Origin of the sequence: Rhodopila sp. (assembly GCF_035548095.1) — a bacterium.
Classification (GTDB): Bacteria; Pseudomonadota; Alphaproteobacteria; order Acetobacterales; family Acetobacteraceae; genus Rhodopila.
This window is the reverse complement of record NZ_DASZUV010000001.1, coordinates 235,803-259,097: the sequence shown is the minus strand read 5'-3', so window position 1 is coordinate 259,097 and position 23,295 is coordinate 235,803. Positions and strand designations below refer to the sequence as shown.

20 protein-coding genes are annotated in these 23,295 nt (G+C 66.3%); 10 read left to right on the top strand and 10 right to left on the bottom strand.

Features of this window, described 5'->3' with window-relative positions; genetic code table 11:
• Nucleotide 1: 1 nt before the first annotated feature.
• From VHC04_RS01125 to VHC04_RS01115, 3 genes are all read right to left on the bottom strand, one after another.
• Nucleotides 2-1,246 (bottom strand): ABC transporter substrate-binding protein, encoded by a 1,245-nt coding sequence (locus VHC04_RS01125; protein ID WP_325677059.1) that lies wholly within the window; start codon nt 1,244-1,246, stop codon nt 2-4.
• A gap of 201 nt (nt 1,247-1,447) precedes the next feature.
• Nucleotides 1,448-2,143 (bottom strand): ABC transporter ATP-binding protein, encoded by a 696-nt coding sequence (locus tag VHC04_RS01120; protein ID WP_325677057.1) that lies wholly within the window; start codon nt 2,141-2,143, stop codon nt 1,448-1,450.
• Entirely contained in the window at nt 2,136-2,888 is a 753-nt protein-coding gene (locus VHC04_RS01115) for an ABC transporter ATP-binding protein (protein WP_325677055.1), read from the bottom strand. The genes VHC04_RS01120 and VHC04_RS01115 overlap by 8 nt, the downstream gene beginning before the upstream one ends.
• A 303-nt stretch (nt 2,889-3,191) precedes the next feature.
• On the opposite strand from VHC04_RS01115, the gene VHC04_RS01110 reads away from it, so the two are divergent.
• Nucleotides 3,192-3,314 carry a hypothetical protein gene (locus VHC04_RS01110; protein WP_325677053.1) on the top strand — a complete coding sequence of 41 codons (123 nt, stop codon included), beginning with the start codon at nt 3,192-3,194 and terminating at the stop codon, nt 3,312-3,314.
• Nucleotides 3,315-3,421: 107 nt separating this feature from the next.
• On the opposite strand, the gene VHC04_RS01105 is transcribed toward VHC04_RS01110, so the two are convergent.
• From VHC04_RS01105 to VHC04_RS01095, 3 genes are all read right to left on the bottom strand, one after another.
• A complete protein-coding gene (locus VHC04_RS01105) occupies nt 3,422-5,191 on the bottom strand; it encodes a mechanosensitive ion channel family protein (protein WP_325677051.1) in 1,770 nt (589 codons plus the stop codon).
• A gap of 353 nt (nt 5,192-5,544) precedes the next feature.
• Entirely contained in the window at nt 5,545-7,149 is a 1,605-nt protein-coding gene (locus VHC04_RS01100; protein ID WP_325677049.1) for a GMC family oxidoreductase, read from the bottom strand.
• Nucleotides 7,146-7,601, bottom strand: a complete 456-nt coding sequence (locus tag VHC04_RS01095) for a hypothetical protein (protein ID WP_325677047.1) — start codon at nt 7,599-7,601, stop codon at nt 7,146-7,148. Before VHC04_RS01095 ends, VHC04_RS01100 begins: the two co-directional genes overlap by 4 nt.
• Nucleotides 7,602-7,750: 149 nt before the next feature.
• Here VHC04_RS01095 and VHC04_RS01090 point away from each other — a divergent pair, with 149 nt between their 5' ends.
• The 3 genes from VHC04_RS01090 (at nt 7,751) to VHC04_RS01080 (ending at nt 10,809) form a co-directional block, all read left to right on the top strand.
• On the top strand, nt 7,751-9,019 hold the full coding sequence (locus tag VHC04_RS01090; RefSeq protein WP_325677045.1) for an amidase: 1,269 nt from the start codon (nt 7,751-7,753) through the stop codon (nt 9,017-9,019).
• Nucleotides 9,020-9,033: 14 nt separating this feature from the next.
• The gene (locus VHC04_RS01085; protein WP_325677043.1) at nt 9,034-9,816 is read left to right on the top strand and encodes a metallophosphoesterase family protein; all 783 of its coding nucleotides are present in this window, start codon (nt 9,034-9,036) and stop codon (nt 9,814-9,816) included.
• 153 nt (nt 9,817-9,969) lie between these two features.
• Nucleotides 9,970-10,809, top strand: coding sequence for an amidohydrolase family protein (locus VHC04_RS01080; protein WP_325677041.1), 840 nt, complete (start codon nt 9,970-9,972; stop codon nt 10,807-10,809).
• Nucleotides 10,810-10,918: 109 nt separating this feature from the next.
• Here the strand turns inward: VHC04_RS01080 and VHC04_RS01075 are convergent, their stop codons facing one another.
• The 3 genes from VHC04_RS01075 to VHC04_RS01065 all read right to left on the bottom strand — a co-directional run bounded on the left by VHC04_RS01075 (nt 10,919) and on the right by VHC04_RS01065 (nt 14,832).
• A complete protein-coding gene (locus tag VHC04_RS01075; protein ID WP_325677039.1) occupies nt 10,919-12,676 on the bottom strand; it encodes a monovalent cation:proton antiporter-2 (CPA2) family protein in 1,758 nt (585 codons plus the stop codon).
• Nucleotides 12,676-13,656, bottom strand: coding sequence for a D-2-hydroxyacid dehydrogenase (locus VHC04_RS01070; protein ID WP_325677037.1), 981 nt, complete (start codon nt 13,654-13,656; stop codon nt 12,676-12,678). The genes VHC04_RS01075 and VHC04_RS01070 overlap by 1 nt, the downstream gene beginning before the upstream one ends.
• 75 nt (nt 13,657-13,731) lie before the next feature.
• Nucleotides 13,732-14,832, bottom strand: coding sequence for a TRAP transporter substrate-binding protein (locus VHC04_RS01065; protein ID WP_325677035.1), 1,101 nt, complete (start codon nt 14,830-14,832; stop codon nt 13,732-13,734).
• A gap of 321 nt (nt 14,833-15,153) precedes the next feature.
• Between VHC04_RS01065 and VHC04_RS01060 the strand changes: the two genes are divergently transcribed.
• Nucleotides 15,154-16,035, top strand: coding sequence for a DMT family transporter (locus VHC04_RS01060; protein WP_325677033.1), 882 nt, complete (start codon nt 15,154-15,156; stop codon nt 16,033-16,035).
• Here the strand turns inward: VHC04_RS01060 and VHC04_RS01055 are convergent, their stop codons facing one another.
• Nucleotides 16,036-16,557, bottom strand: a complete 522-nt coding sequence (locus VHC04_RS01055; protein WP_325677030.1) for a GNAT family N-acetyltransferase — start codon at nt 16,555-16,557, stop codon at nt 16,036-16,038.
• Nucleotides 16,558-16,726: 169 nt separating this feature from the next.
• On the opposite strand from VHC04_RS01055, the gene VHC04_RS01050 reads away from it, so the two are divergent.
• From VHC04_RS01050 to VHC04_RS01030, 5 genes are all read left to right on the top strand, one after another.
• Nucleotides 16,727-19,930 carry an EAL domain-containing protein gene (locus VHC04_RS01050; RefSeq protein WP_325677028.1) on the top strand — a complete coding sequence of 1,068 codons (3,204 nt, stop codon included), beginning with the start codon at nt 16,727-16,729 and terminating at the stop codon, nt 19,928-19,930.
• 90 nt (nt 19,931-20,020) lie between these two features.
• The gene (locus tag VHC04_RS01045) at nt 20,021-20,314 is read left to right on the top strand and encodes a YciI family protein (protein ID WP_325677026.1); all 294 of its coding nucleotides are present in this window, start codon (nt 20,021-20,023) and stop codon (nt 20,312-20,314) included.
• Between the two features lie 98 nt (nt 20,315-20,412).
• On the top strand, nt 20,413-21,330 hold the full coding sequence (locus VHC04_RS01040) for a nucleoside hydrolase (protein WP_325677024.1): 918 nt from the start codon (nt 20,413-20,415) through the stop codon (nt 21,328-21,330).
• 16 nt (nt 21,331-21,346) lie between these two features.
• Nucleotides 21,347-22,477, top strand: a complete 1,131-nt coding sequence (locus VHC04_RS01035; protein ID WP_325677461.1) for a M20/M25/M40 family metallo-hydrolase — start codon at nt 21,347-21,349, stop codon at nt 22,475-22,477.
• Nucleotides 22,478-22,483: 6 nt separating this feature from the next.
• Nucleotides 22,484-23,143 carry a DUF1345 domain-containing protein gene (locus VHC04_RS01030; RefSeq protein ID WP_325677022.1) on the top strand — a complete coding sequence of 220 codons (660 nt, stop codon included), beginning with the start codon at nt 22,484-22,486 and terminating at the stop codon, nt 23,141-23,143.
• The last annotated feature ends 152 nt before the right edge of the window (nt 23,144-23,295 follow it).

Below are 23,295 nucleotides of genomic sequence, written 5' to 3'. Positions count from 1 at the left end.
TTCAGGCTTTGATGAAAGAGCAGTGGCCGTCGGCGAGCGGGCGAGCCGCTTCATCCGCCGGCGTGGTCGCCACCAGGTTGTAGTAGTCCCAGGGCTCCTTGCTCTCGGCCGGCTTCTTCACCTGGAACAGATAGGCCGGAACCAGGTGACGGCCGTCCTCCCGGATCGTGGTCTTGCCGAAGCAATCGTCCTCGACCGGCATCTTCTTCATGTGGTTGACGGTGGCCACGCCGTCCTTCTTCGCCTCGGCGGCACCCATTTCGGCGACCGTCTTCATGTAGTGCAGCGCCCCCGAGTAGCAGCCCGCGTGGATCATGTTCGGGTAGTTGTTCGGGGTCTTCGGCAACACCCGCTTGGTCCAGGCGCGGGTCTTGTCGTTCATGTTCCAGTAGAAGCTTTCCGTCAGCATCAGGCCGCGGGCGATATCCAGGCCCAGCGCGTGCACATCGGTGATGAACATCAGCAGCGCCGCCAGCTTCATCGACTGGTCGAGGCCGAATTCATGCGCCTGCTTGATCGAGTTGACCGTGTCGCTGCCGGCATTCGCCAGGCCCAGTACCTTCGCACCCGAGGATTGCGCCTGCACCAGGAAAGAGGAGAAGTCGGTTGTGCCAGGGAACGGATACAGCGCCGCGCCCTTCACGTCGCCCTTGGCGGCCTTGACGAAGCTGGTGGTATCCGCCTGCAACTGCTTGCCGAACGCGTAGTCGGCGGTCAGGAAGTACCAGGAATCGCCGCCCGCCTTCACCATCGCGCCGCCGGTCGACTTGGCGAGCATGTAGGTGTCGTACACCCAGTGCAGGAAGTTCGGCGAGCACTGCTCCCCGGTCAGGGCCGAGGAGGCGGCGCCGACATTGATGTAGACCTTGTTCTTTTCCTTCACCACCGACTGCAGCGCCAGCGCCACCGAGGAAGTCGGCACGTCCAGCAGCATGTCGACACCGTCACGGTCGAACCACTGGCGCGCGATGGACACCGCGAGGTCCGGCTTGTTCTGGTGATCGGCGGTGATGACCTCGACATTGAAGCCCTTGGCCGACGGATTGAACTCCTCGACCGCCTGCCTGGCGCAGGCCACCGACGTCAGGCCGCCGGTATTGGTGTACGGACCGGACTGGTCATTCAGCACGCCGATCTTGATGGTCGGCGTATCGGCTCGGGCGGGACGGAGCAGCGCGGGGCTGAGCAGCGGCAGGGACGTGGCGGCGCCGGCTGCGGCAAGGACGGAACGGCGGGAGAGTGTCATGACTGCACCTTCATGCATGCGTCGGGTGGGTGCCACCCGTGGCCCCGCCACGCAAGCATCGTGGCGGCCGAACCAGGACGGCGGACGAAGACTGCTGGTTTCCCCCGAAATTGGCCTTGATGCCCCGCATGGACAGCGGGTGCGGCTTGCGGCCGGAACGGCCGGGATCGATCTGACAGCTGTCCATGCACACCGCCATGCTCACACCCCGAGATACTCGTGCAGCTTGTCCATGCTGGCTTCGAGTTTGTCGTTCGGGATCATGTCCACGATCTTGCCGTGTTCCATGACATAGTGACGGTCGGCGACGGTGGCGGCGAAACGGAAATTCTGTTCCACCAGCAGCACGGTGAAGCCGCGGTTCTTGATCTCGCGGATCGTGCGGCCGATCTGCTGCACGATCACCGGGGCCAGACCCTCGGTCGGCTCATCCAGCAGCAGCATCTTGGCGCCGGTGCGCAGAATCCGCGCGATCGCCAGCATCTGCTGCTCGCCCCCCGACAGGCGTGTGCCGTGCGCCGTCTTGGCGCGTTCCTTCAGGTTGGGAAACAGCGTGTAGATCGTCGGGATGTCCAAGCCGCCCGGCGCAACGATCGGCGGCAGCAACAGATTCTCGGTCACCGACAGCGAACCGAAGATCGCCCGTTCCTCGGGGCAGATGGCAATGCCGGCACGGGCGATATGGTTCGGCGGCAGGTCGATCATGTCCGCGCCGCGGAACTTCACCTGTCCCTGGCGACGGGGCACCAGCCCCATGATCGACTTCATCGTCGTAGTCTTGCCGGCACCGTTGCGGCCCAGCAGCGTTACCACCTCGCCCTCGCGAACCTCGAAGTCGACGCCATGCAGGATGTGACTCTCGCCATACCAGGCGTTCAGATCCTTGATCTCAAGCATCGGCGGTCCCCAGGTAGGCGGCGATCACGTCAGGATTTCTCGACACGGTCTCGTACGGTCCCTCCGCCAGAATCTTTCCGCGGGTCAGCACCGTCAGCTTGTCGCACAGGCCTTCCACCACCGACAGGTTATGCTCGACCATCAGGATCGTGCGGCCGGTCCGGATCCGCCGGATCAACTCCACGACGAGGTCCACGTCGCCATGCGCCATGCCGGCGGTCGGCTCGTCGAGCAGCATCATCTCCGGCTCGAGCGCCAGGGTGGTGGCGATCTCCAGCGCGCGTTTCCGGCCATAGGCCATGTCGGCGACCACCATGTCGGCAAATCCGGTCAGCCCGACGTCGAACAGCAGTTCCCGCGCCCGGTCGTCATAGACCTTCAGCGCCTTGTCCGACCGCCAGAAATCGAAGCTGGCGCCGCGGGCGCGCTGCAGCGCCAGGCGCACGTTCTCGAGCGCCGTCAGATGCGGGAAGACGGCCGAGATCTGAAAGCTGCGCACCAGACCCAGGCGCGCCACCATGGCCGGCTTCATGCCGGTGATGTCGCGACCGTTGAAGACGATCTTGCCGTTTGTCGGCGGCAGGAACGCGGTGAGCAAATTGAAACACGTCGTCTTGCCCGCGCCGTTCGGCCCGATCAGGGCGTGGATGCTGCCCCGCTCGACCTGCAGATCCACGCCGTCGACGGCTCGGAAGCCCCCGAACTCCTTGGTAAGACCCTGTGTCTCCAGGATGGTGTCTGTCACCCCGGACGTCTCCTCGAAAAAACTGTTGCTTCGATAAAGCGGAGCGGCGTGTTGCATAGACTCCCGCAAGGCGCAAGGCCGCTTTGTGCGGATTGCAATGATTGGCAATCATCAGCCGTCACGCTGGCGGCCGCGTTGCACAACCATACGGCGAGGTTGAGACTGTTTCGCCGGTCAGTGCGATTATCCGAACTGGTGCATAAATATAATGCCGGAAGCGGCTATTATGCTGACGGGTGCAAAGGTCCATCTCCGCCGCTGACAATTGCCGGCTACGCCGCCGGCGACTCCGGAGATCGACTGATGAGTATCCTGGTCCGTCTGGCCTTGCTGGGCCTCAGCCTCGCCACCATCACCCCGGTGGCACGCGGCGCGACGCTGGACGCGCCGCATGCCGCTTCCATGCCGATGGCGACGACTCGCTGAATCCGGCGGAGGCGCCCCGTCGAGACGCGCCTCCGCCCGTCCGGCGCCTCACCGCCGGCAACCCCGACGTGTGATGCAAGTAGATTCCGTGCCGGGTGGAGGCCCGGCTAGGTGAAGGAGAGGCCCATTTCCTCGGCGAGTGCCATGACGCGCAGCAGGATTTCGTGCCGAGCCTGCAACTCTGTTGCGGAGTCGGGGACCTGCAGGTGGAAGACGATCAGGATGTCCAGGCCCTTGTCGGTCAGATCGCTCAGCGACACCCGGATGCCGTCCTTCTCCGTCAACTCATGGTCGTGGATCAGCCGCCGGACACCATCGGTGAAAGCGTCCAGCGTGACTCGGGGCGTGGTGTAGGGCAGTCCGATCCTGAAACGCTGCCGCCGCATCGGCCGCAGCGACAGGTTTTCGACCATCGTGTTGATCACCGAGTCGTTCGGGATGGAGATCAGCGAATTGTCCGGCGTGCGGATACGGGTGCTGCGGAAGCCGACATCCTCCACCGTCCCTTCGTGCCCGGCGAGGCGAATGTGATGGCCGACGCGGAACGGCTTCTCGAACATGATGAGCAGGGAGCCGAGGAGGTTGGCCAGGCTGTCCTTGGCGGCCAGCGCCACCGCCAGACCGCCGACGCCCAGCCCGGCCAGCACCGAGTAGGCGGGGATGCCAAGGCTGTCCGCGCCTTCTACCAGGAAGCCGATGGCCAGCATGACGCCGACCAGCCGGCTGGCCAGCCGGACCAACTGCCCGTCCAACGTGCGCAACGCCAGACCCTCGGCGCCCGCGATCGTCTCACCGGCGACGGCGCAGCATGAGAGGGCCAGCCAGGCGCAGGCGCCGTAGAACATCGTCGTTTCCAGCACCTCGATCATGATCCGCGGCGTGCCGCCGATGCGCAGGAATGCGCATAATGCCGGCAGGGCCAGCCCGGCGATCAGCAGCAGCGCCGCCGGAACCGGGATCAGGTGCCAGCGGTGGCGCAAGGATTCCTCCGGCTGGGCCGACAGGCGAACGGCGAGGCGGCGGCTCAGCCACAGCAGGCCCGCGCAGAGCCCCGCGCCGATGGCGAGGCCGATCCACTGCCACACCGTCGCCCCGCCGACATGGGCGCGCGTCCAGCTCGGCCAGGCCAGCATCCAGCGCATCGGTAGGATGACCGCTAGACCCACCGGTGAGGCGATGAAGATGTCATAGATCGAGTTGGCGCTGGCGGGGTCGAAGTCATGATAGGTTTCGATCAGGCGGCGTCCAGCACCCGGCTTGTATGGGAGGTCCTTCACCCGGTCATAGAATTCCGGCAACCGCTCCACCGTCGCCGGTGACAGGACATAGTCGCCGGCGCGGGGGCCTTGCGGGATCTGCACGAACTCGATCTCGGTACCCGGCAGGCGCCACCGCTTGGCGGTCTGCTTTGCCATCGCCGTCGCGTCGGGGATGTCGGCCGGATCAGGCAGCGGAATCCGATCGAGGATCTCCCGGAACTGCAGCGTACGCTCCTGTCCGACATTTGGCCTCAGGATCGGCGGCACCCCCGAAAGGTCCAGGATGCGGCCGGCGTTCGGCGCATCGTTCAGCACGTCGCGGATGACCCGTTTCTGGCCGGGTGTCAGATAGAGCGTGCCGCCGTGCAGGTAATCGGCCATCAGGTCCGCCCAGCGTGCATAGATGCTGTCGGTCTCAGCCAGGAAGCCCTGCAGCGCCGCTCGCGGACTGGACGCGTCGGGAACCGCCAGCGGGTTCGCCTCGGCCGCCCGCGCCGGCGTCATCACGCCGGGCAGCAACAGCAGCACGATCGCGGCCAGTGCGACGCGCGACAGCAGATGGCGGGCCATACGCGGGATGGGCAAAATCGCTCTGTTCAAAACCAGGGGTTGCAGCATGGCATGTCCGTCCCGGCATTCGCCAGTTCCGTATCCAACCCGTATCCAACCCGCCGGACCATGAAAATCGGTGCACTGTCACGGCTGGGGCACCGGTTCAGCCGTTCCTTTCCTTCCGTCATGGCAGGCGCCCATGGCCGGCTGCCGGCCGGCAGCGACGCCCCTTGCCGAAGAGGCACCGGCGTGGAGCGGGATTTACGATGGCGAGCCGCCGCTGGGTTAAGCCGTGGCTGGGCTGAGCCGTGGCTGGGGCGAGCCGCGGCTGACTGGCCGGCGCCCGTGATGACGGCGACGCTCGCGACGGGTCGAGTGCCGCGCCGGCTGGTATCACGCCACCGGCACCCCGGCGGAACTCAATCGAACAGGTTCGCCAGGCGCTGCTTGATCTGGTCGGCGATGTATAGCGCCACGGCCTGAATCGTGGAGGTCGGGTTCACGCCGCCGCCGGTCACCCAGACGCTGCCGTCCACGATGAACAGGTTCTTCACGTCGTGGCTGCGGCCCCAGGGGTTCACCACCGATCGTTCCGGATCGGTGCCCATGCGGGCGGTACCCAGCATGTGGCCGGGGCTGTTGAGCAAGGTGCGCGACGTATAGATGTCCTTCGCGCCAGCCGCCTCCAGGATCTCGGTCGCCCGGGCGATCCCGTGCTCCATCATCCGCCGGGTGTTTTCGCCGATCGTGTAGTCGACCCGAGCGCCCGGGATGCCGTGGCTGTCCTTCAGAACCGGATCGAGCGTGACGCGGTTGTGCTCCTCGGGCAAGTCATCGCAGGCAATGCCAACCTGCAGCCGGTGGAACAAATGCGACCGATAAGCATCGTGGTGACCCTGGCCCCATGGCAACTGATCGGCGGCGGCGGATTGGATCGCCTCATTCACCACGCCGGTGCCGCGGGCGAATTGCAGCGTGTAGCCGCGAACGAAGTCGCGGTTCGGATCCGTCTCATAGAACTGCTTGCTCCACAGCACCGTCATCGGGGCGCGGTCGCCGTCCAGCTCATCCTCGACATAGCCGCGCACCTGCGGCCAGGGATGCAGCATCAGGTTGCGGCCGACCAGCCCGCTGGAGTTCGCCAGCCCGTTGGGAAAGCGGCCGGATGCCGAGTTCAGCAGCAGGCGCGGCGTGCCGATGCCGTTGCACGCCACGATGACCATCTCCGCCGGCTGGAAACATTCCTGCCCTTCGCGGTCATAGTAGATCACGCCCGACGCCATGCCGTGTTCGTTCGTGGTGATCTCCCGCACGCGGCAGCGCGTGCGCAGTTCCACCCCCGCGCGGATCGCCAGCGGCCAATAGGTGATATCGGTGCTGGCCTTCGCGCCTTGCGCGCAGCCCGGGGTGCAGTGGCCCAGGTTGATGCATTTGGCGCGGCCCTCATAATCCCTGGTGGCGACGGTGGTGTCGGACGGCCACCAGTGCCAGCCCAGCGTGTTCATGACCTTGCCGTAACGGGTGCCGGTGCGGCCCAGCGGGATCGGCGGCATGGGCGGGTTGCGCGGCGGCACGCCGGGGTCGCCGGGCAGGCCGGACGAGCCCATCATCCGGTCATTTTCCTCGAAGAATTTTTCCAGGCTCCAGTAGTCGATCGGCCAGTCATCGGCGATTCCGTCCAGCGACTTCACCCGGAAGTCCGATGGGTGCAGCCGCGGCCAGTGCGCCGTGTAAAACAGCGTTCCGCCGCCGACACCATTGAAATTGGCGATCTTCATCAGCGAGTTGTCGTCATTTACCGGATAATCGGTATCGCGTCCCCGCCGGTTCGGGCTGATGTCGAAATCGGCCCAGCGCCGCGCCTCCCAGTCCCGCCCGTTGCTGGGGTAGTCCGTCGGCTTCATCCAGTCGCCCTGTTCCAGGCAGAGGATGTGCATCTTTGTCTCGGCCAGGCTCCACGCGACCGCGGCGCCGGCGGCACCGGACCCGATAATCAGGACATCGACGATATCGTTGCGCTTCATCTCGGCGCGTCTCGCCACAGCTTCGGGCGGCTGCGCACCGCATCCAGCAGCGACCAGTCGCCCTGTTCCAGCGTGTGACCCTTGGGGAATGGCGGCCGCGGCTCAATGTTCAACGAGCGCAGCACGCGGTCATCGCGGTAGTAACATTGCAGGATCGCGCGTTCGATTGCCGCCCGCGGGGCGCCGCCGGCCTCCCGCAGGGCGGCGGCCGCGGCTTCGGCCTTGGCCATGTCCGCATCGGCAAAGCTGCCGCCGGCGGACGCGTTCAAGGCGGCGAGTGCCTTGCGCACCTCCGGCAGATCACGGCCGAGAGATTTGACGATGTCTGCGAAGATGGCGGGGTCATCGGCGCCGGGAACATCGTATTCGGCGCTGGCGGGGACCATCATGCCGGCCACGCGTTGCAGGTTGCGGGTCTCGGCGGACGACAGCGGTTCGGGATCGTTCCTCATGGTTGCCTCGGTTCGATGGCGTATTGCGCGCAGCTTTCCGCGTCGGCAGGGACCTGTCAAACACCGGTCGACGACGGCCGGCCATGGGGCCGACAGGGCGGCGAAACCCTGCTAAACAAGGGCCGTCACGCATCGGGGATCAGCCAGCCATGACCAATCCGTCGACACTCTCCGCGACCGAGGCCGCGCGTCGAATCCGGTCAGGCACGCTGCGCGCCGAAGAGCTGATGGAGGATTGCATCGAGCGCATCGACGCGCGTGAGTCGGAGGTGCGGGCCTTCACCTGGTTTTCCGCCGATCAGGCGCGCTATGCGGCCCGGGCGGCCCAGGATGGTCCGCTGAGGGGATTGCCGGTCGGGGTCAAGGACGTGCTCGACACCGAGGATATGCCCAGCGAATACGGCTCGCCGATCTGGAACGCATGGCAGCCTCGCGCCGACGCCGCTGCGGTCGCCTGGGCTCGGCGGGCCGGCGCGGTGGTGATCGGCAAGACTGTCACGACCGAGTTCGCCACACGCAGGCCGGGGCCGACGGCGAACCCGGCCAACCCGGCGCATACCCCCGGCGGGTCCTCGTCCGGATCGGCGGCCGGCGTCGCGGCGGGATTCTTCCCGCTGGCTTTCGGCACCCAGACGGCCGGCAGCATCATCCGGCCGGCGGCGTTCTGTGGCGTGGTTGGCTACAAGCCCAGCTACGGCACGATCAGCCGGATCGGCATGAAGATCATGTCGGACAGCCTGGACACGGTCGGCGTCATGGCCGGAACCGTTGCCGATTGCGCCTTGTTCGCCGGCGCCGTGTCTGGTCGCGACCTGGGCGATCCGGACGAGGCCCTCGATCGCGCGCCGCGTATCGGCATCTGCCGGTCCCCCACATGGTATGCCGCGGCAGAGGAGACCCACGCGCTGCTGGACCAGGTGATCGCCGCCGTTGCCAAGGCCGGCGCGGCCGTGTCGGACATCGATCTGCCGGAGATCTACAGCCGGCTGATCGATGCGCATCCGATCATCATGAACGTGGAAAGCGCCCGGGCGCTGGGGTGGGAACTGGCGAACCACGCGGACCTGCTCAGTGACGATCTGCGTGCGCGGATGGAATTCGGCCTGCAGCAGACGCCTGACGACCTGGACAATGCCTATGCAGTGTTCGACGCGACGCAACGGGGCTTTCCCGAGACGATGGGAGAGGTCGATGTACTGCTGACTCCCTCGGCCCCCGGTGAGGCGCCGGAAGGTCTGGGATGGACCGGCGACCCGTGCTTCAACTTCATCTGGACGTCGCTGCGGGTGCCGTGCGTGACGGTGCCGGCGGGCTCCGGGCCGCGAGGGCTTCCTTTGGGGATTCAGATCGTCGGCCGCCGTGGCGAGGATCGGGCGGCGCTGGCCTGGGCGCGCTGGGTGCAGGCTGCCTTGGGGTGACGCCGACGGAATTGATGCCAAGCGAGCTGACGCGGAGGCTGGTGACGCGGAAGCGACCGGCGCAGGACGGGCCGGCGCAGAAGCAGCCTGCGCGGGACGAGGTGGCGCCAGGACGGCCGCTGGTTTTTGCCGGCGATCCGCATCGCAATTTCTCTCCCATCCTGCGGGCCTGCGCCGCCTTGCCCCCTGGAACGCTGGTCCTTTTGGGCGATTGCGACCTGCCGGCGCCTCTGGCCGAGGTGATGGCACCGGTGCTGCGGGCCGGCTGGGATGTGCGCTGGATTCTGGGCAACCACGATACCGAAACCGAGGCGGCGTATGACCACCTGACCTCGGCCGAGGGCGATCTGGGCCTGAAGGTCGCGACTATCGGCGGGCTGCGTGTCGCCGGCCTGCCCGGCGTCTTCCGGCCGCGCGTATGGGTGCCCAGGCCCGGGGAGGGCCCGCCATCCTTTCAGACCCGCGCCGCGTTCCAGGCCGCGCTGCGGCCAGGCGAGGCGTGGCGCGGCGGGCTGCCGCTCTGGCATCGCGACACGATTTTCCCCGAGGATTTCCGGCGGCTGGGTGCGGAACGGTTCGACATCCTGGTGTCGCACGAAGCGCCGTCCAGCCATCCTCACGGCCATGCCGTCATCGATGACCTGGCGGCACATTGCGGGGCCAGGCTGATCATCCATGGCCACCATCACCAGAGCTACGACGCGGTCCTGCCGAACGGTGTGCGGGTGAAGGGCCTGGCGATCGCCGAGACATGGATTGCCGAGGGGATTCCGGACGGGGTGCCGGATGAGCGGTAGACCTTCGCGCGGCGGGGACGCCGAGCGGTGTCGATGCCGACCGTTCCGCCGTGCATTCTCGCCATGATGAGGGCGGCCGCGACGGGTCGAACCGTGTGCCGGCTGCCATGACTCCATGATAGCCTGACCGCGAACGGACGCAGGAGGAAAGCGATGCGCGTGATCGATGTCCAGGTGCATACTTACGAACGAAGCCACCCCGGCCGGCCCTGGGTCGGTGCCAAGGCGCACGGACCGGACTCGGCCGACGGGCAGGAGATGGTCGCCGCAATGCGGGAGGCCGGTGTCGACGCTGCCATCCTGGTATCGGCCTACAGCCTGTATCGTTTCGATCCAAGCTATGCGATGGAGGTGTATCGGCGGTATCCGGACCGGTTCCGCGTGGTGAAGCCGGTCAACGTCACCGATCCCGCGATGGATGAGCTGGTGGCGGATTGGGCCGGGACCAGGGGCGCCGTCGGCATCCGCGTCATGCTGCGGAATGAGCTGCTGAGCGATCCCGCCGATCCGCGGGTCAGCCGGCCGTTCCAGGCCGCAGCCCGGCATGGGCTGCCGGTGAATTTCCTGTGCTGGGGCCGGCTGGATGATGGCGCCGAGGTGGTCAGGCGCAATCCCGATACGGTGATCGTGATCGACCATCTGGGCCTGCTGCAGCCGAATCACCCGCCGCCGCCGGCGGAGCCCTGGGCCGACCTGCCGAAGCTGCTTGCCTTGGCGGCGTATCCGAATGTGCGGGTGAAGATCAGTGGCGCCTGTACTTTGTCGCTCCAGCCCTATCCGTACGGCGATATCTGGGACCCAGTGCTGCGGGTCATCGACGCTTTCGGGATCGATCGTTGCATGTGGGGCACCGACTGGACGCGGACGATCGGCATGCTGACCTATCGGCAGGCCACGGCACCGTTCCTGGAGACGACACGGCTGTCGGACAGCGACAAGGCGAGGCTGATGGGCGGGACGCTGGAAACGGTTTATCACTGGAACGAACGTTAAGCGGCACGAGCACAGGGGCGGCGGCGGATACCGGGCAGACCCAGATGATCGTGCCCGGATCGGATCGCCTGATCCGGCCGGCCCGGCGGCCGGGCGACGGGTTCCGGCGTCAGCTCTTCCGGTCGGACTCGAACAGCGCGGCCAGATCGGCGGCCTCCTGCTGCCCCGACTGGATCAGCCGGCGCTCATCGTCATAATATGCATGCGTCTCCATCAGCACGCGCTCGTCATGTTCCTGGAACAGATGCACCGAGCGGCGGGCTTCGTGCTTGGGGACGCCAAGTGCGATCAGCGCTTGCTCCGCCAGATAAAGGCTTGAGAAAAATGTATCGCGCACGAACCCATCGACACCGCGATCCATCAGCAGATGCGCGTGCCGGCGGTTCCGGGCGCGGGCAAAGACCTTCAGGTTCGGAAATAGCCGCTTGGCCTCCTCGGCGATGCGCAGCACGTTCTCGGCGTCGTCCTGCGCGATCACCAGCAGCCTGGCCTGTTCCGCGCCCGCGGCGCGCATCAGTTCAGGGCGGGCCGGATCGCCGAAATAGACCTTCAGGCCAAAGCGGCGCACGACGTCCACCTGGCCCGGATCGCGCTCCAGCGCGGTGAACGGGATGCCGTGCATGCGCAGCACGCGGCCGACGATCTGCCCGAACCGGCCGAACCCGGCGATGATCACGGGGGCGGTGGCGGATTCGATCGTGTCGTAATCGGGCGGGTCGTCGGGTTTCAGCCGTGGGATCAGGAATGCCTCCGACAGCGCGAACAGCACGGGCGTGACGGCCATGGACACCGCTGCCACCAGCGTCGCCAGTGCGGCATGGTCCGGCTCCAGGGCGCCGGCCGCCACCGCGGCGCCGAACAGGACGAAGCCGAATTCGCTCGCCTGCGGCAAGGCAAGGGCGAAGCGGACGGCGTCCGGCAGCGGCTGCCGCGCGATCAGCGCCAGGACGAAGCAAATGCCGATTTTCGTCATCAGCAGTGCCGCGGTGGCGGCCGCGAGCAGGCCGGGATGCACCAGCGCCAGGCTCAGATCCGCCTCTACGCCGACGGAGATGAAGAAGAACCCCAGCAGCAGCCCTTCGAACGGGGCGATATCCGCTTCCAGCTCATGCCGGTATTCCGACTGCGACAGCAGAACCCCGGCCATGAAGGCGCCCAGCGACATGGACAGCCCGGCCACCGAGGCGATGAAGGCCGCGGCGGCGACGATCAGCAGGGAGGCGAGGGTGAACACCTCCGGGGTACGCTTGCCGCCGATGGCACGCATGAAAGGCGGGATGGCGAAGCGCCCGCCGATCAGGATGACGGCGATGGCGGCGGTGCCCCTGAGGACGTCGACCCAGGGCACGTGATGCGGGACGGATTTCTCGGCCAGCAGCGGGACGATCGCGACCAGCGGGATGAAGGCGACATCCTGGAACAACAGCACGGCGAACCCGTCCCGCCCGGCTCTGCTTTGCAGCAGCTCCGCCTCGGCAAGCATCGGCAGGACGATCGCGGTGGACGACATGGCGAGGCCCGCGCCCAGCACGGCCGCGCCGGCCCAGCCGATTCCGGCCAGGTGTGCGAGGCACGCCAATGCGAGCGCCGAGAGAGCCACCTGCGCGGCGCCCAGGCCGAAGACCGCATTGCGCATCACCCACAGTCGAGCAGGGCGCAGTTCCAGCCCGATCAAGAACAGCAGCATCACCACGCCCAGCTCGGCGATCGCGGCGATATCGTGGACGTCGCCCACGAGGCGCAGGCCGAACGGGCCAATCGCGACGCCGGCGAGCAGATAGCCCAGCACGCTGCCCAGCCCGGCCCGCCGGGTCAGCGGCACTGCGATGGTCGCTGCCGTCAGAAGGGCAACGAGTGTTGGCAGCATCAGTAGCCGCGCCCGGTGTCGAAGCGGTTGGGCAGCGGCCTGCCTTCCTGAAGGGCGCGTAGATTGGCGAAGAAGATATCCAGGCTGTCGGCGTTGTAGGTGTGCGGGTCGTCGGCCGAGGTGTGCGGGCTGATGATCAGGTCCGGTGTGGTCCAGAGGCGATGGCCGGACGGAATCGGCTCTGGCGTGAAAACGTCCAGCACCGCGCCACCCAACGTGCCGGCATCCAGCCGGTCGCACAGCGCGTCCTGATCCAGCAGCGCACCGCGGCCGATATTCACGACGCCGGCGCCCACCGGCAGCAGGTCGACGCGCCGTCGATCCATGATGCCGTGCGTCGCCGGTGTCAGGGGACAGGCGAGGACCAGGAATTCCGTCTCTGGCAGAATCGCGTCCAGCTCCGTGGTGCCGGCCACGCGGGCACAGGCCTCATGCGGGGCCGGGTTGGCGCGGACGCCGGTGACGTGCATGCCAAGGCGCGCGGCGTGGCCGGCAACCGCCCCGCCGAGCGTGCCGAGGCCGATGATGGTCACGGTACGGCCGGCGAGGACGCTGCCCCAGATTTCCGTCCACACGCCCTGGCGCTGTTGCGTCACCATGCGAGGTACGCGGTTGGCGAGCATCAGCAGCGCCATCAGGCCAAACTCACCGGCCTTGGCCGCGTGCGTGCCGCGATTGTTCAGCAGGATGGCGCCGGGCGGCAGCCAGTCGAAGGGCGCGAGCGAGTCGAGTCCCGCATTGGTCAGGAAGATCAGCTTCAGGTGCGGCGCCCGGAGCGGTAACTGCGCCCGCAGAACACCGGCATCGGCGATGACGGCCTCGGCCGTCCGCATCGCGTCGGCGAAAGCCTCCTGTGTGCTGCCGATGCTGACCGTGTGACCCTGGCCGCAGGCGCCGGCTCGGTCGCAAGCGGCGGCCCATATCGGCTGGGAAAACGCGAACAACGTCTGCCCGAGCGGGTTCTGAAGATGGATGTGCATACCGGAGCGTCGCACAGCGGCGGCGCGCTCGTCACCACACAAGCGCCGAATGATCGTACCCGCCGGCTCGGGCGGTCAGTGGTCTTCATCCGTGGCGGTGAGGCGGATCATCAGCTTGGGACCCAGCGTGGCGTTCCAGGCGTCGGCACAGTCCTGGCCGCAGCGCTGGATCCATTTCGGCAGGATGGTGTGGATCAGCAGTTGCTTGCGTTCCTGTTCATCCACCGCGGCAGCGGGCACCAGTTTCATGGCGTAGCTCTTGCCGCCTTCACAGCCCGCCGCGCCCGTATCGCAGGCCAGGCCGGCCGCGGTCTCGTGATCCGCCGCCTCCCAGATGGTGCCTTCCAGCCGGCGGACACCATCCTGCAACTGGTTCCGCGTCTCCTGCGGCAACTGGTTCCAGGCCTCCCGGTTGGCGCCGAAGAAGGACAGACCCCAGCTGATGGCGAGGGGCGAGATGTAGGATGTGACCTCCGGCAGGCCGATTTCGGCACCGCTTCTCGTGCCGGTGATCGCGCAGTCGACGACTTCGCGGTGGAACGAGTCGACGATCTTGGCGAACGGGATCTGGATCGGGATGGCGCCCAGCGCTGCCATCATCTCCGACTGGCCGACGGAGGATGTCCGCACGCGGCGCCCCGCGAGGTCGTGCAATGTCTTGAACTCAGTGGCGCAGAACAGGACCTGGGCCGGGTAGGCATAGATCGCCAGCAGCTGCACGTCGTAGCGCTGTGCCAGCAGTTGCGAGAGATGCGGACGATAGGCTTCCACCGTGCGGCGCAGGCTGTCCATGTCGGGATTGAGGGTCGGCAGGTCGACCACGTTCAGCTCCGGCTCATCCGCCGCCACCTGTGCAAGCAGGGCAGTGCCGAAGCCGACGACGCCGAGCCGCATGAGCTGCAGCATTTCCTGCCCGGCAAAGCCACTCTGATCGAACGGGTGGATGTCGGCGACGACGCGGCCGCGGGTGATGCGCGGCACGTCATCCTGCCAGAACGGCTTTTCGAACTTGGTGAACTGCGTCACGCCGGCCAGCCCGCCGACGACGCGGAGATAGGCTGTCTGGTCCGGTGGGTCGGCGCCGACCGCACCGGCCGGCAGCAGGGCAAGCACGGCGATCAACAAGGCTGTGGCGGGGCGGGCGCTGATACGGACTCTAATGACGGATGCAATCATGACGGCGTCAGCCTTCACAGCGTCTGGATTTGTTACGCGGTCTGTTCGACCGGTTGATGACGGTTATCATATCGCCCGGCCTTCGATCAAAATAAACCAACAGGCACCCCGGTTAAATGTGGGTGCAGACACGTTTTTACATACAAACGAATTCATGAAAGAAAATGTGAATTGCCACGGACGGCATGGTGTCGTAATGGTACTGCATCAAATCGTATCGCAGGCCCGGTCATCATATTCATGTCTTCAGCCAACAGAATTCATCTGGCCCTTCCGACCCTGGGTTCCCGGCCGTCCATCCGTCCGCAACGGGTTGGACAGTTGTGTGTCGCGTTCACCGCGCTCGGCTGGGGGCTGAACTGGCCGGCCACGAAGCTGCTGCTGGCGGCGTTTCCGCCGCTTTCGGCCCGTGGCGTCAGCGGTTGCGTCGCCTGCCTCATTCTGTCCGTAGCCGCAATGATGCGGCGCCAGTCGCTGACCGTGCCCCGCCGGGACTGGGGCTGGCTGGTGCTGGGGTCGTTGCTGAACGTCACGGTCTGGATGGGGGGTACGACGGCCTCTCTGCGTTGGCTGCCGGCCGGGCAGGCAGCCACGCTGGCCTATACGATGCCGATCTGGGTGTGCCTGCTGGCCTGGCTGATCCTGCGTGAAACGCCCAGGCCGCGGCACATCCTGGCGATCGGCATGGGCATGCTGGGTGTTATCGTGCTGCTGGGTGGTGGCCGCCTGTCGCCATACCGCCACGACGGTCCCGGCCTTGCGCTGGCGTTGCTGTCCGCAACGTCGTTCGCGTTCGGTACCGTCCAGGCCAAGGCGCGCCCACTGGGGTTGCAGCCTTTGGCTCTGACGGCGTGGCAGGTCGGGTTGGGCAGCATTCCGCTGGGGATCGCCGGATGGCTGTGGGAGGAGCCGTCATTCCGCGGCCTGCCGCCCTTCGGCTGGGCTGTGCTGGGCTATACCGCGCTGGTTTCCATGGGTTTGTGCTACGTCACCTGGTTCATGGCGCGCAGCCGCCTATCCGCGCTGGGTGCCGCAACCGGTACATTGCTCACACCCGTCATCGGCGTAACGGCGTCGGCCCTGCTGCTTGGCGATAGCCTGGGCTGGTCCCAGCTCGTCTCGATCGGCCTTGTCGGCGGCGGTATCCTGCTGTCCGCCCAGTCCACCGGCGCATCTCGGCCGGCTGGCCGCGAAAGGCGCTGATCAGGCGATCAGATCCTCCCGCGCGAGGCGATAGTAGAACCGGGCCAGCAGGCGCGCACCGCAGCTTTCGTACATGGACTGCGCGGCGTCATTCGTTGCCTCGGTGGTCCAGTCCAGCGCCGAGTATCCCTCGGCGTAAGTAAGCCGCGCCGCCGCATTCACCATGGCACGGCCGACGCCACCGCGCCGCGCCGAAGCCGAAACGTACAGGTCGCGGATATACAGCGCCCGCGTCAGTTCATAGGCGGGGAACGTGACGTTCATCACCACCGACCCGACGATCTGGCCATCCTGCAGTGCGATCAGCACCCGTGGATCGAACGTGGTGGTGGGTGGCTTGCAGGCAAGTTGCGCGGCTTCCAGCGCCTGCTGGTCGGTGACCGGCCTGCGGTAATGGCGCTGCATTTCCGAGAACAGCGCGGCGAGGCCGGTGACGTCGTCTTCGGTTGGTGGCCTGACCGTCACGTGTTGCGTCGAACGGCCCGGTGGTTCGGCAAGGGGGGTTTTGAATTCCTGGTCCATTGTTGTCTCGGCCTCTGAGGAACGCAACGCAAAGTAGCGGCCAGTATATGAAGTGCAAGTTTTTTCCGAAGAACCCGACAGATATTAACCATTTTCTATCGCGGCTTATGGCAGATACGCGATGTCGGCCGCAATGCTGGCTCCCAGGGCAGGCGGGTATGGATTTGAGATGCTGCAGCAAGATGCCTCGCAACCGTCATGGCCATGCCCGTGGAAGCAGGATCCCCGCACCGACGACAAGGCGAGCCTGCGGCATTTTACGCTGATCGTTTCTAGTGCAGTTGTATTCATCCTCGCCGTACTGGCGGCCGGAACCTGGCTCTTGTCGCGGCATAACAGAGCCTCCGCCCTGCGCGCGGCCGAAGGCAATCTGCGGCAGGCATCCCTGATCGTGGAAAGCGTCGTGAACCACCAGTTCCTGCAGGTGGATGGTGCATTGGCCAGCCTGCCCGATCTGTTGGGCACGATCGTGCCGGAGCAGGGTTCACCGGAGCCACGGGCGGCGTCCCGTCTGCTGCGTAGCTTCAACTTTCAGACATTTGCATTTCGAGACATCATGCTGCTGCGTCCGGACGGTACGATCTGGGCCTCGGCCAGGCCGAATGCGTGGAACCACCATTTCCCGTTGCCGCTGGCGGATCAGGACCCGGCCCTGCTGCGCGGTGCGGCCGCGGTGCTGGGCCCGGTCCGCAATGCCGTTACCGGTGACTGGGTCGTCTTCGTCACGCGCCAGGTCACGGTCCCCGGGGCCGGCCCCATGAGCGCGGCGGCAGAGTTGCCGCTGCCGATCTTTTCGAACCAGTTCGCCGCGGTTGGCGGCACGCCCGGCCTGCGCGTGTTTCTGCAGCGGCACAACGGCATCTTGCTGGTCTGCCAGCCGTACAATGAGATTCAGGTTGGCAAGCCGCAGCCGATCCGGATCGGCCCCACGCAGTTGAACGGACAGCCCTTCGCGGTTCCGGCGGAGCTCGCCGGAGCGCCGACGCTGGCGATCGCACGGCCGAGCCTGTATGCGGACGTGCTGATCGTTCTGACATTGGATCTGGATGCGGCCCTGGCGGATTGGAAACGGGACCGCGACCGGTTGATCATCTTCAGCGGCAGCTTTGCCACGCTGATCTGTGCGCTGGCGTTGACCCTGGATGTTGCGCATCGCCAGCGGGGGCGCGCCGAGGCTGAACGCAATCGTGCTCGGGCGATGCTGGACAGCGCGATCGAGTCTATGTCGGAGGGTTTCGTGATGTGGGACAGCAGCGACAGGCTGGTGACCTGCAACGAGCAGTTCCGCCGCATGTACGATAGAAGCCGGCCGTTCATCATCCCGGGCGCGCACTTCGAAGACATCATCCGGGAAGGGGCTCGGCACGGCCAATACCCCTCCATGGGCGACGACCTGGAGGCGTTCGTCCGGGAAACCCTGGCATGGCATCTCAACAATGACGGTCCGCTGGAACGGGAACTGCCGGACGGCCGTTGGGTGCTGATCACGGAACGCCGCACACCCGATGGCGGGATTGTCGGCATCCGGACCGATATCACCAACCTGAAAGCCGCCCTGGCCGAACTGGCGGACGCCAATGAACGGGCCCAGGCGGCAATGGAGGCTGCGCAGCAGCAGAACGTTGCCTTACGGGAGCGGGACCGCGCGCTGAACATCCAGAACGTGCTGTTCGACGCCGCGCTGAACAACATGTCGCAGGGTCTGCTGATGACGGACGCGAACCAGCGCCTGATCATCTTCAATCGCCGCTTCGTCGATCTGTTCGGCATCGACGCCGGCAAGTTTTCGATCGGCCTGCCGATTCAGCAGGCCCTGACGGAAATCAGCACCGCCGGTTTTCTGCCGGATACGGTTGTGCAGGACATGCTGATCCGCCAGCGTGTCCTGGCTGATGCGCGGCAATCCGGCAATTTCCTGGTTACCGGGTCGGATGGCTTTGCCGTCTCGGTATCGCAGCGGCCGATCGCCGATGGCGGATGGCTCGCCACCTACGAGGATGTGACGGAGCGGCACCGTGCCGAGGAGAAAGTGCGCTATGCCGCGCATCATGATGCCCTGACCGGCCTGCCCAACCGGGTCCTGTTCCATGCTCGCCTCGCCGAAATGATCGAGAGGCTGAGGCATCGTGAGACCGGCTTGGCGCTGCTGTGCCTGGATCTCGACCGCTTCAAGCAGGTGAACGACACGCTGGGACACCCGATTGGCGATCGTCTGCTGGATTCTGCCGGACGCCGCCTGATGGGGTGTGTGAAAAGTGACTCCATCGTGGCCCGGCTGGGCGGCGATGAGTTCGCGATCGCCTTCGTCGCCCCCGATGCCCGTCGTACGGCCGAGGTCGTGGCCGATCGGATCATCGCTGAACTCAGCACACCGTACAGCATCGAGGGGCACATGATCGCCGTGAGCGCCTCCGTCGGCATCGTCATCGCCGACGGCAACGGCACCGATGCGGACACGCTGCTGAAGAACGCGGATATGGCGCTGTATCAGGCAAAGTCGGAGGGGCGCGGCGTCTATTCTGTGTTCGAATCGGACATGGAGCGCCAGCTGCTGGCCCGGCTCGCCATCGAGGAAGATTTGTCCACCGCGCTGGATCGCGGCGAATTCGAGCTGTACTACCAGCCGCTGTATGACCTGGGCAGTCATCGGATCAGCGGGTTCGAGGCGCTGTTGCGCTGGATCCATCCGCGCCGCGGTATCGTTTCGCCCGCCTATTTCGTCCGCATCGCCGAGGAAACCGGCATGATCCGCCGCATCGGTTCCTGGGTGATCCAGCAGGCATGCGAGGATGCGCTGAGATTGCCGCCGGATGTGAAGGTCGCGGTCAACCTTTCGCCGGTCCAGTTCCAGCAATGCGATATCGTCGGTACCATCGCCAGGGCGCTGTCGACGACCGGGCTGCCGGCGAACCGGCTGGAGCTGGAGATCACCGAGAGCACGCTGCTGGAAAGCAACGCAGCGACGCTGACCGCGCTGTTTCACCTGCGCTCCATGGGATTGCGGGTGGCGCTGGATGATTTCGGAACCGGCTACTCCTCGCTGAGCTATCTGCGCCGTTTTCCATTCGACAAGATCAAGATCGACCGCTCCTTTGTCTGCGAGATGGAAGCGCGGGAGGATTGTGCCGCGATCGTCATGTCGATCGTCACTCTCGCCAACCGCCTTGGCATCACCACGACGGCCGAGGGAGTTGAGACGCTTGATCAGCTTTGGCTGGTGCGAGAGGCGGGCTGCACCGAGGCGCAGGGATACCTGTTCAGCCAGCCCATGCCATTGCGCGAGGTACTGACCTTCTTCGATGGATCCGATCCGCTGCGCCGCGCAGTGCCCCAGGCGGCGCGGGAGGCGCCGCGAGGAAGCGTCGCGGCCTGAGCCGGCAGCGGAATCTCGCCGCCATGTTGCAACCCCCCGGAACGATCACTACCGGAACGATCACCACCGGACGACCAAGGGAGAACCACCATGCATTTCATCGTCACGCGCCACGACAAGCCCGCCAGCCTGCAGCTCCGCCTGACGGAGCGGCCGCGCCATCTGGTGTATCTGGAGACCGTGCTGCACCAGATCGTGTTCGGCGGCGCCCTGCTGGGACCCGATGGCACGCAGAACGGGTCCATCCTGGTGATCGACGCCCCCGATCTGGCGGCGGCACAAGCCTTCGCGGACGCCGACCCGTATGTCGATGTGGGGTTGTTCGCGGAGACGCGGATCGAGCCGTTCCGCCCGGTATTCCGGGACGGCGCCTGGCTGAAATAGCACGTCCATCTGACTCATCCCATCTGTCGTGGCTATCCGGATCGGGGCATGATGGTTGTCACCAGTCGGGCTCGGCCCGATGAAGGAGGCAGCCGCCAATGCCCATCCCGATCATCCTGGATTGCGATCCGGGAACCGATGACGCCCTGGCGATCCTGCTCGCGCTGGCGTCGCCGGAACTGAACGTGCTGGCGATCACCGTGGCCGGCGGCAATGTGGGCCTGGAGATCACGCTGCCGAACGCCCTGGCCTTGGTCGCCCTGGCAGGCGCCCGGGTTCCCGTGCATGGCGGCGCGGACAACCCATTGCTGGGCGAATTCCTGCCCGCCCATCACATCCACGCCGATAACGGCCTGGGCGGCGTGATCCTGCCGCCCGGACCGCCGCCGGCACCTGGCATCGCCGCCGATGCAATCCGCGACATCCTGCGCGGTGCGCCCGAACCGGTGACCCTGGTCGGCATCGGCCCGGCCACCAACCTCGCCCTGGCTCTGGCGACGGAGCCGTCCCTGGCGGTCCATGTCCGCGACATCGTGCTCATGAGCGGTGGCTGGGTTCGGGGCAATATTACCCCGGCGGCGGAATTCAACGCCTATAGCGACCCCGAGGCTCTCGCCATCCTGCTGGGCACTGGCCATCGCGTGGTGTTCGCCGCCCTGGACCTGACCGACCAGGCACTCGCCACGCCCGCTCGGCTGGCGGTCTGGCGGAGCCTGGGGCCGGGACGCTGCCTGCGGGCGGCCTGCGACATCCAGGTGGCGGTGCCGCCATCCGCCCGGTTGGGCGGCCAGGGCGCGCCGCTGCACGATCCGTGCGTGATCGCCTGGCTGGTGCGGCCCGACTTGTTCACGGCGTTTCCCGCCCATGTGTCCGTCGACCTGGCAGCCGGCCCCGACCGCGGTCGCACCCGGCTCGACCGGTCCGGCCGGACGGCGGACAATGCGCTGGTGCTGGATACGCTGGACGCCGATCGTTTCTTCGCCCTGCTGGGTGACCGTTTCGCTTCCCTGCCTTGATGAAAGAGACCGAGTGATGGATCCAGAAGCGCTGCCCTTCGACGCCGACGCGATGCTGGCCGGCCTGCGAGGCTGGGTGGAATGCGAAAGTCCCACCTTCGACGCGGCGGCGGTAAACCGCATGATGGACATGGCAAGCCGGGAGCTGGCGCTGTCCGGCGCACGGATCGAGCGGATCGCCGGCCGCATGGGGTTCGGGGACTGCGTGCGCGCCACGTTTCCGCATCCGACGCCGCACCTGCCGGGCATCCTGGTGATGGGGCACCTGGACACGGTGCATCCGGTCGGTACCCTGACGAGCCTGCCGTTCCGACGAGACGGCAACAAGGCGTGGGGCCCTGGTATCCAGGACATGAAGGGCGGCAATTACCTGTCGCTGGAGGCGATCCGCCAATTGCAGCGCGCCGGCGTGCAGACCAACCTGCCGGTGACGGTGCTGTTCACCTCGGACGAGGAAATCGGCAGCCCTTCGACTCGTGACGTGATCGAGGCGGAGGCCGCTCGCCACAAATACGTGCTGATCCCGGAACCGGCGAGGCCCGATGGCGGCGTCGTCACCGGCCGCTATGCCATCGCCCGCTTCAACCTGGAAGCGACAGGGCGTCCGAGCCATGCCGGGTCGCGCCCTGGCGACGGCCGTTCCGCGATCCGCGAAATGGCCCGCAAGCTGATCGAGATCGAGGACATGACGACCGAGGACTGCACCTTCAGCGTCGGCGTCATCCATGGCGGGCAGTGGGTGAATTGCGTGTCCACCACCTGCACCGGCGAAGCGCTATCGATGGCGAAGCGGCAGGATGATTTGGACCGTGGCGTTGCCGCCATGCTGGCGTTGCGCGCCTCGTCGAACGAAGTTCAGTTCAAGGTGTCGCGCGGCGTGACGCGGCCGGTCTGGGAACCGGATGCCGCGGGGATGGCTCTGTATGAGCGGGCGCGCGGCATCGCGGCCCGGCTGGGCTATCACATCAACGCACAAAGCTCCGGCGGCGGGTCCGACGGCAACTTCACCGGCGCCATGGGCATCCCGACGCTGGACGGCCTGGGCGTGGCCGGGGCAGGAGCGCATACGTTGGATGAGCACATCCAGGTCGACAGCCTGGCCTATCGGGGCAAGCTGATGGCAGGCCTGCTCGCCACGCTCGATTAGTCCGGCATGCGCGCGATCTGGCTGTCGCTCCTCGCGCGCAGGCATCTGTTTGCTGGCGTGCTTGCCGGCCTGCTGGTCTATCCGCTTCTGAGTGCCGCCTGGCCGGCGACGACACGCGCAATCATCGCCTGGGATGTCGGCGTAGTGGTCTACCTGGCGTTGTCGTCCTTCCTGTTTCTGACCGAGCCGGTGGAGGCGATGCCGGACCATGCCAAGGCGCAGCAGGAGGGTGAGTGGACGATCTTCGCCCTGACGATCGGCGTCGTGGTCATCAGCTTCGTCGCGGTGACGCACCTGTTCGCCGGCCTCAAATCGATATCGCCCGCATGGCGCGGCGCCGCGGTCGGGCTGGTGGCGGTGACGCTGCTGACGTCCTGGCTGATGGCGCATGTCAGTTTCGCTTACCGCTATGCGCACGAATTCTATACCAGGCAGGACGGGAACGATGAGGTCGACGGAGGCCTGGACTTCCCTGATGAGAAGCGGCCCGACTACCTGGATTTCTTTTACTTTTCCCTGGTGCTGGGAATGACGTTCCAGGTGTCCGACGTGCAGATCACCAGCCGGAAGCTGCGCCGTGTGGCGACGGTGCACGGGTTGCTGAGTTTCCTGTTCAATACCGTCATCCTGGCGCTGACCGTCAACATTGCGGCGGGTTTGTTATAGAATGAGAAACGGAGACCGGCACGATTCGGGGACGGCACGGTTACCCCGATCCCTGACGGTGATGGCCAACCGATGTGATGGCAAGCCGACTGGGACGGCACCCCGCCTCTCGAATGGTTACCCCACGCGTTGATCGCCCGCCGCGTCGGCGC

Excerpts from the sequence above, each read along its gene's own strand:
- VHC04_RS01125 (WP_325677059.1), bottom strand. The coding sequence starts at position 1,246 with ATGACACTCTCCCGCCGTTCCGTCCTTGCCGCAGCCGGCGCCGCCACG.
- VHC04_RS01120 (WP_325677057.1), bottom strand. The coding sequence starts at position 2,143 with ATGCTTGAGATCAAGGATCTGAACGCCTGGTATGGCGAGAGTCACATC.
- VHC04_RS01110 (WP_325677053.1), top strand. The coding sequence starts at position 3,192 with ATGAGTATCCTGGTCCGTCTGGCCTTGCTGGGCCTCAGCCTCGCCACC.
- VHC04_RS01105 (WP_325677051.1), bottom strand. The coding sequence starts at position 5,191 with ATGCTGCAACCCCTGGTTTTGAACAGAGCGATTTTGCCCATCCCGCGT.
- VHC04_RS01100 (WP_325677049.1), bottom strand. The coding sequence starts at position 7,149 with ATGAAGCGCAACGATATCGTCGATGTCCTGATTATCGGGTCCGGTGCC.
- VHC04_RS01095 (WP_325677047.1), bottom strand. The coding sequence starts at position 7,601 with ATGAGGAACGATCCCGAACCGCTGTCGTCCGCCGAGACCCGCAACCTG.
- VHC04_RS01090 (WP_325677045.1), top strand. The coding sequence starts at position 7,751 with ATGACCAATCCGTCGACACTCTCCGCGACCGAGGCCGCGCGTCGAATC.
- VHC04_RS01085 (WP_325677043.1), top strand. The coding sequence starts at position 9,034 with ATGCCAAGCGAGCTGACGCGGAGGCTGGTGACGCGGAAGCGACCGGCG.
- VHC04_RS01080 (WP_325677041.1), top strand. The coding sequence starts at position 9,970 with ATGCGCGTGATCGATGTCCAGGTGCATACTTACGAACGAAGCCACCCC.
- VHC04_RS01075 (WP_325677039.1), bottom strand. The coding sequence starts at position 12,676 with ATGCTGCCAACACTCGTTGCCCTTCTGACGGCAGCGACCATCGCAGTG.
- VHC04_RS01070 (WP_325677037.1), bottom strand. The coding sequence starts at position 13,656 with ATGCACATCCATCTTCAGAACCCGCTCGGGCAGACGTTGTTCGCGTTT.
- VHC04_RS01065 (WP_325677035.1), bottom strand. The coding sequence starts at position 14,832 with ATGATTGCATCCGTCATTAGAGTCCGTATCAGCGCCCGCCCCGCCACA.
- VHC04_RS01055 (WP_325677030.1), bottom strand. The coding sequence starts at position 16,557 with ATGGACCAGGAATTCAAAACCCCCCTTGCCGAACCACCGGGCCGTTCG.
- VHC04_RS01050 (WP_325677028.1), top strand. The coding sequence starts at position 16,727 with ATGCTGCAGCAAGATGCCTCGCAACCGTCATGGCCATGCCCGTGGAAG.
- VHC04_RS01045 (WP_325677026.1), top strand. The coding sequence starts at position 20,021 with ATGCATTTCATCGTCACGCGCCACGACAAGCCCGCCAGCCTGCAGCTC.
- VHC04_RS01040 (WP_325677024.1), top strand. The coding sequence starts at position 20,413 with ATGCCCATCCCGATCATCCTGGATTGCGATCCGGGAACCGATGACGCC.
- VHC04_RS01035 (WP_325677461.1), top strand. The coding sequence starts at position 21,347 with ATGGATCCAGAAGCGCTGCCCTTCGACGCCGACGCGATGCTGGCCGGC.
- VHC04_RS01030 (WP_325677022.1), top strand. The coding sequence starts at position 22,484 with ATGCGCGCGATCTGGCTGTCGCTCCTCGCGCGCAGGCATCTGTTTGCT.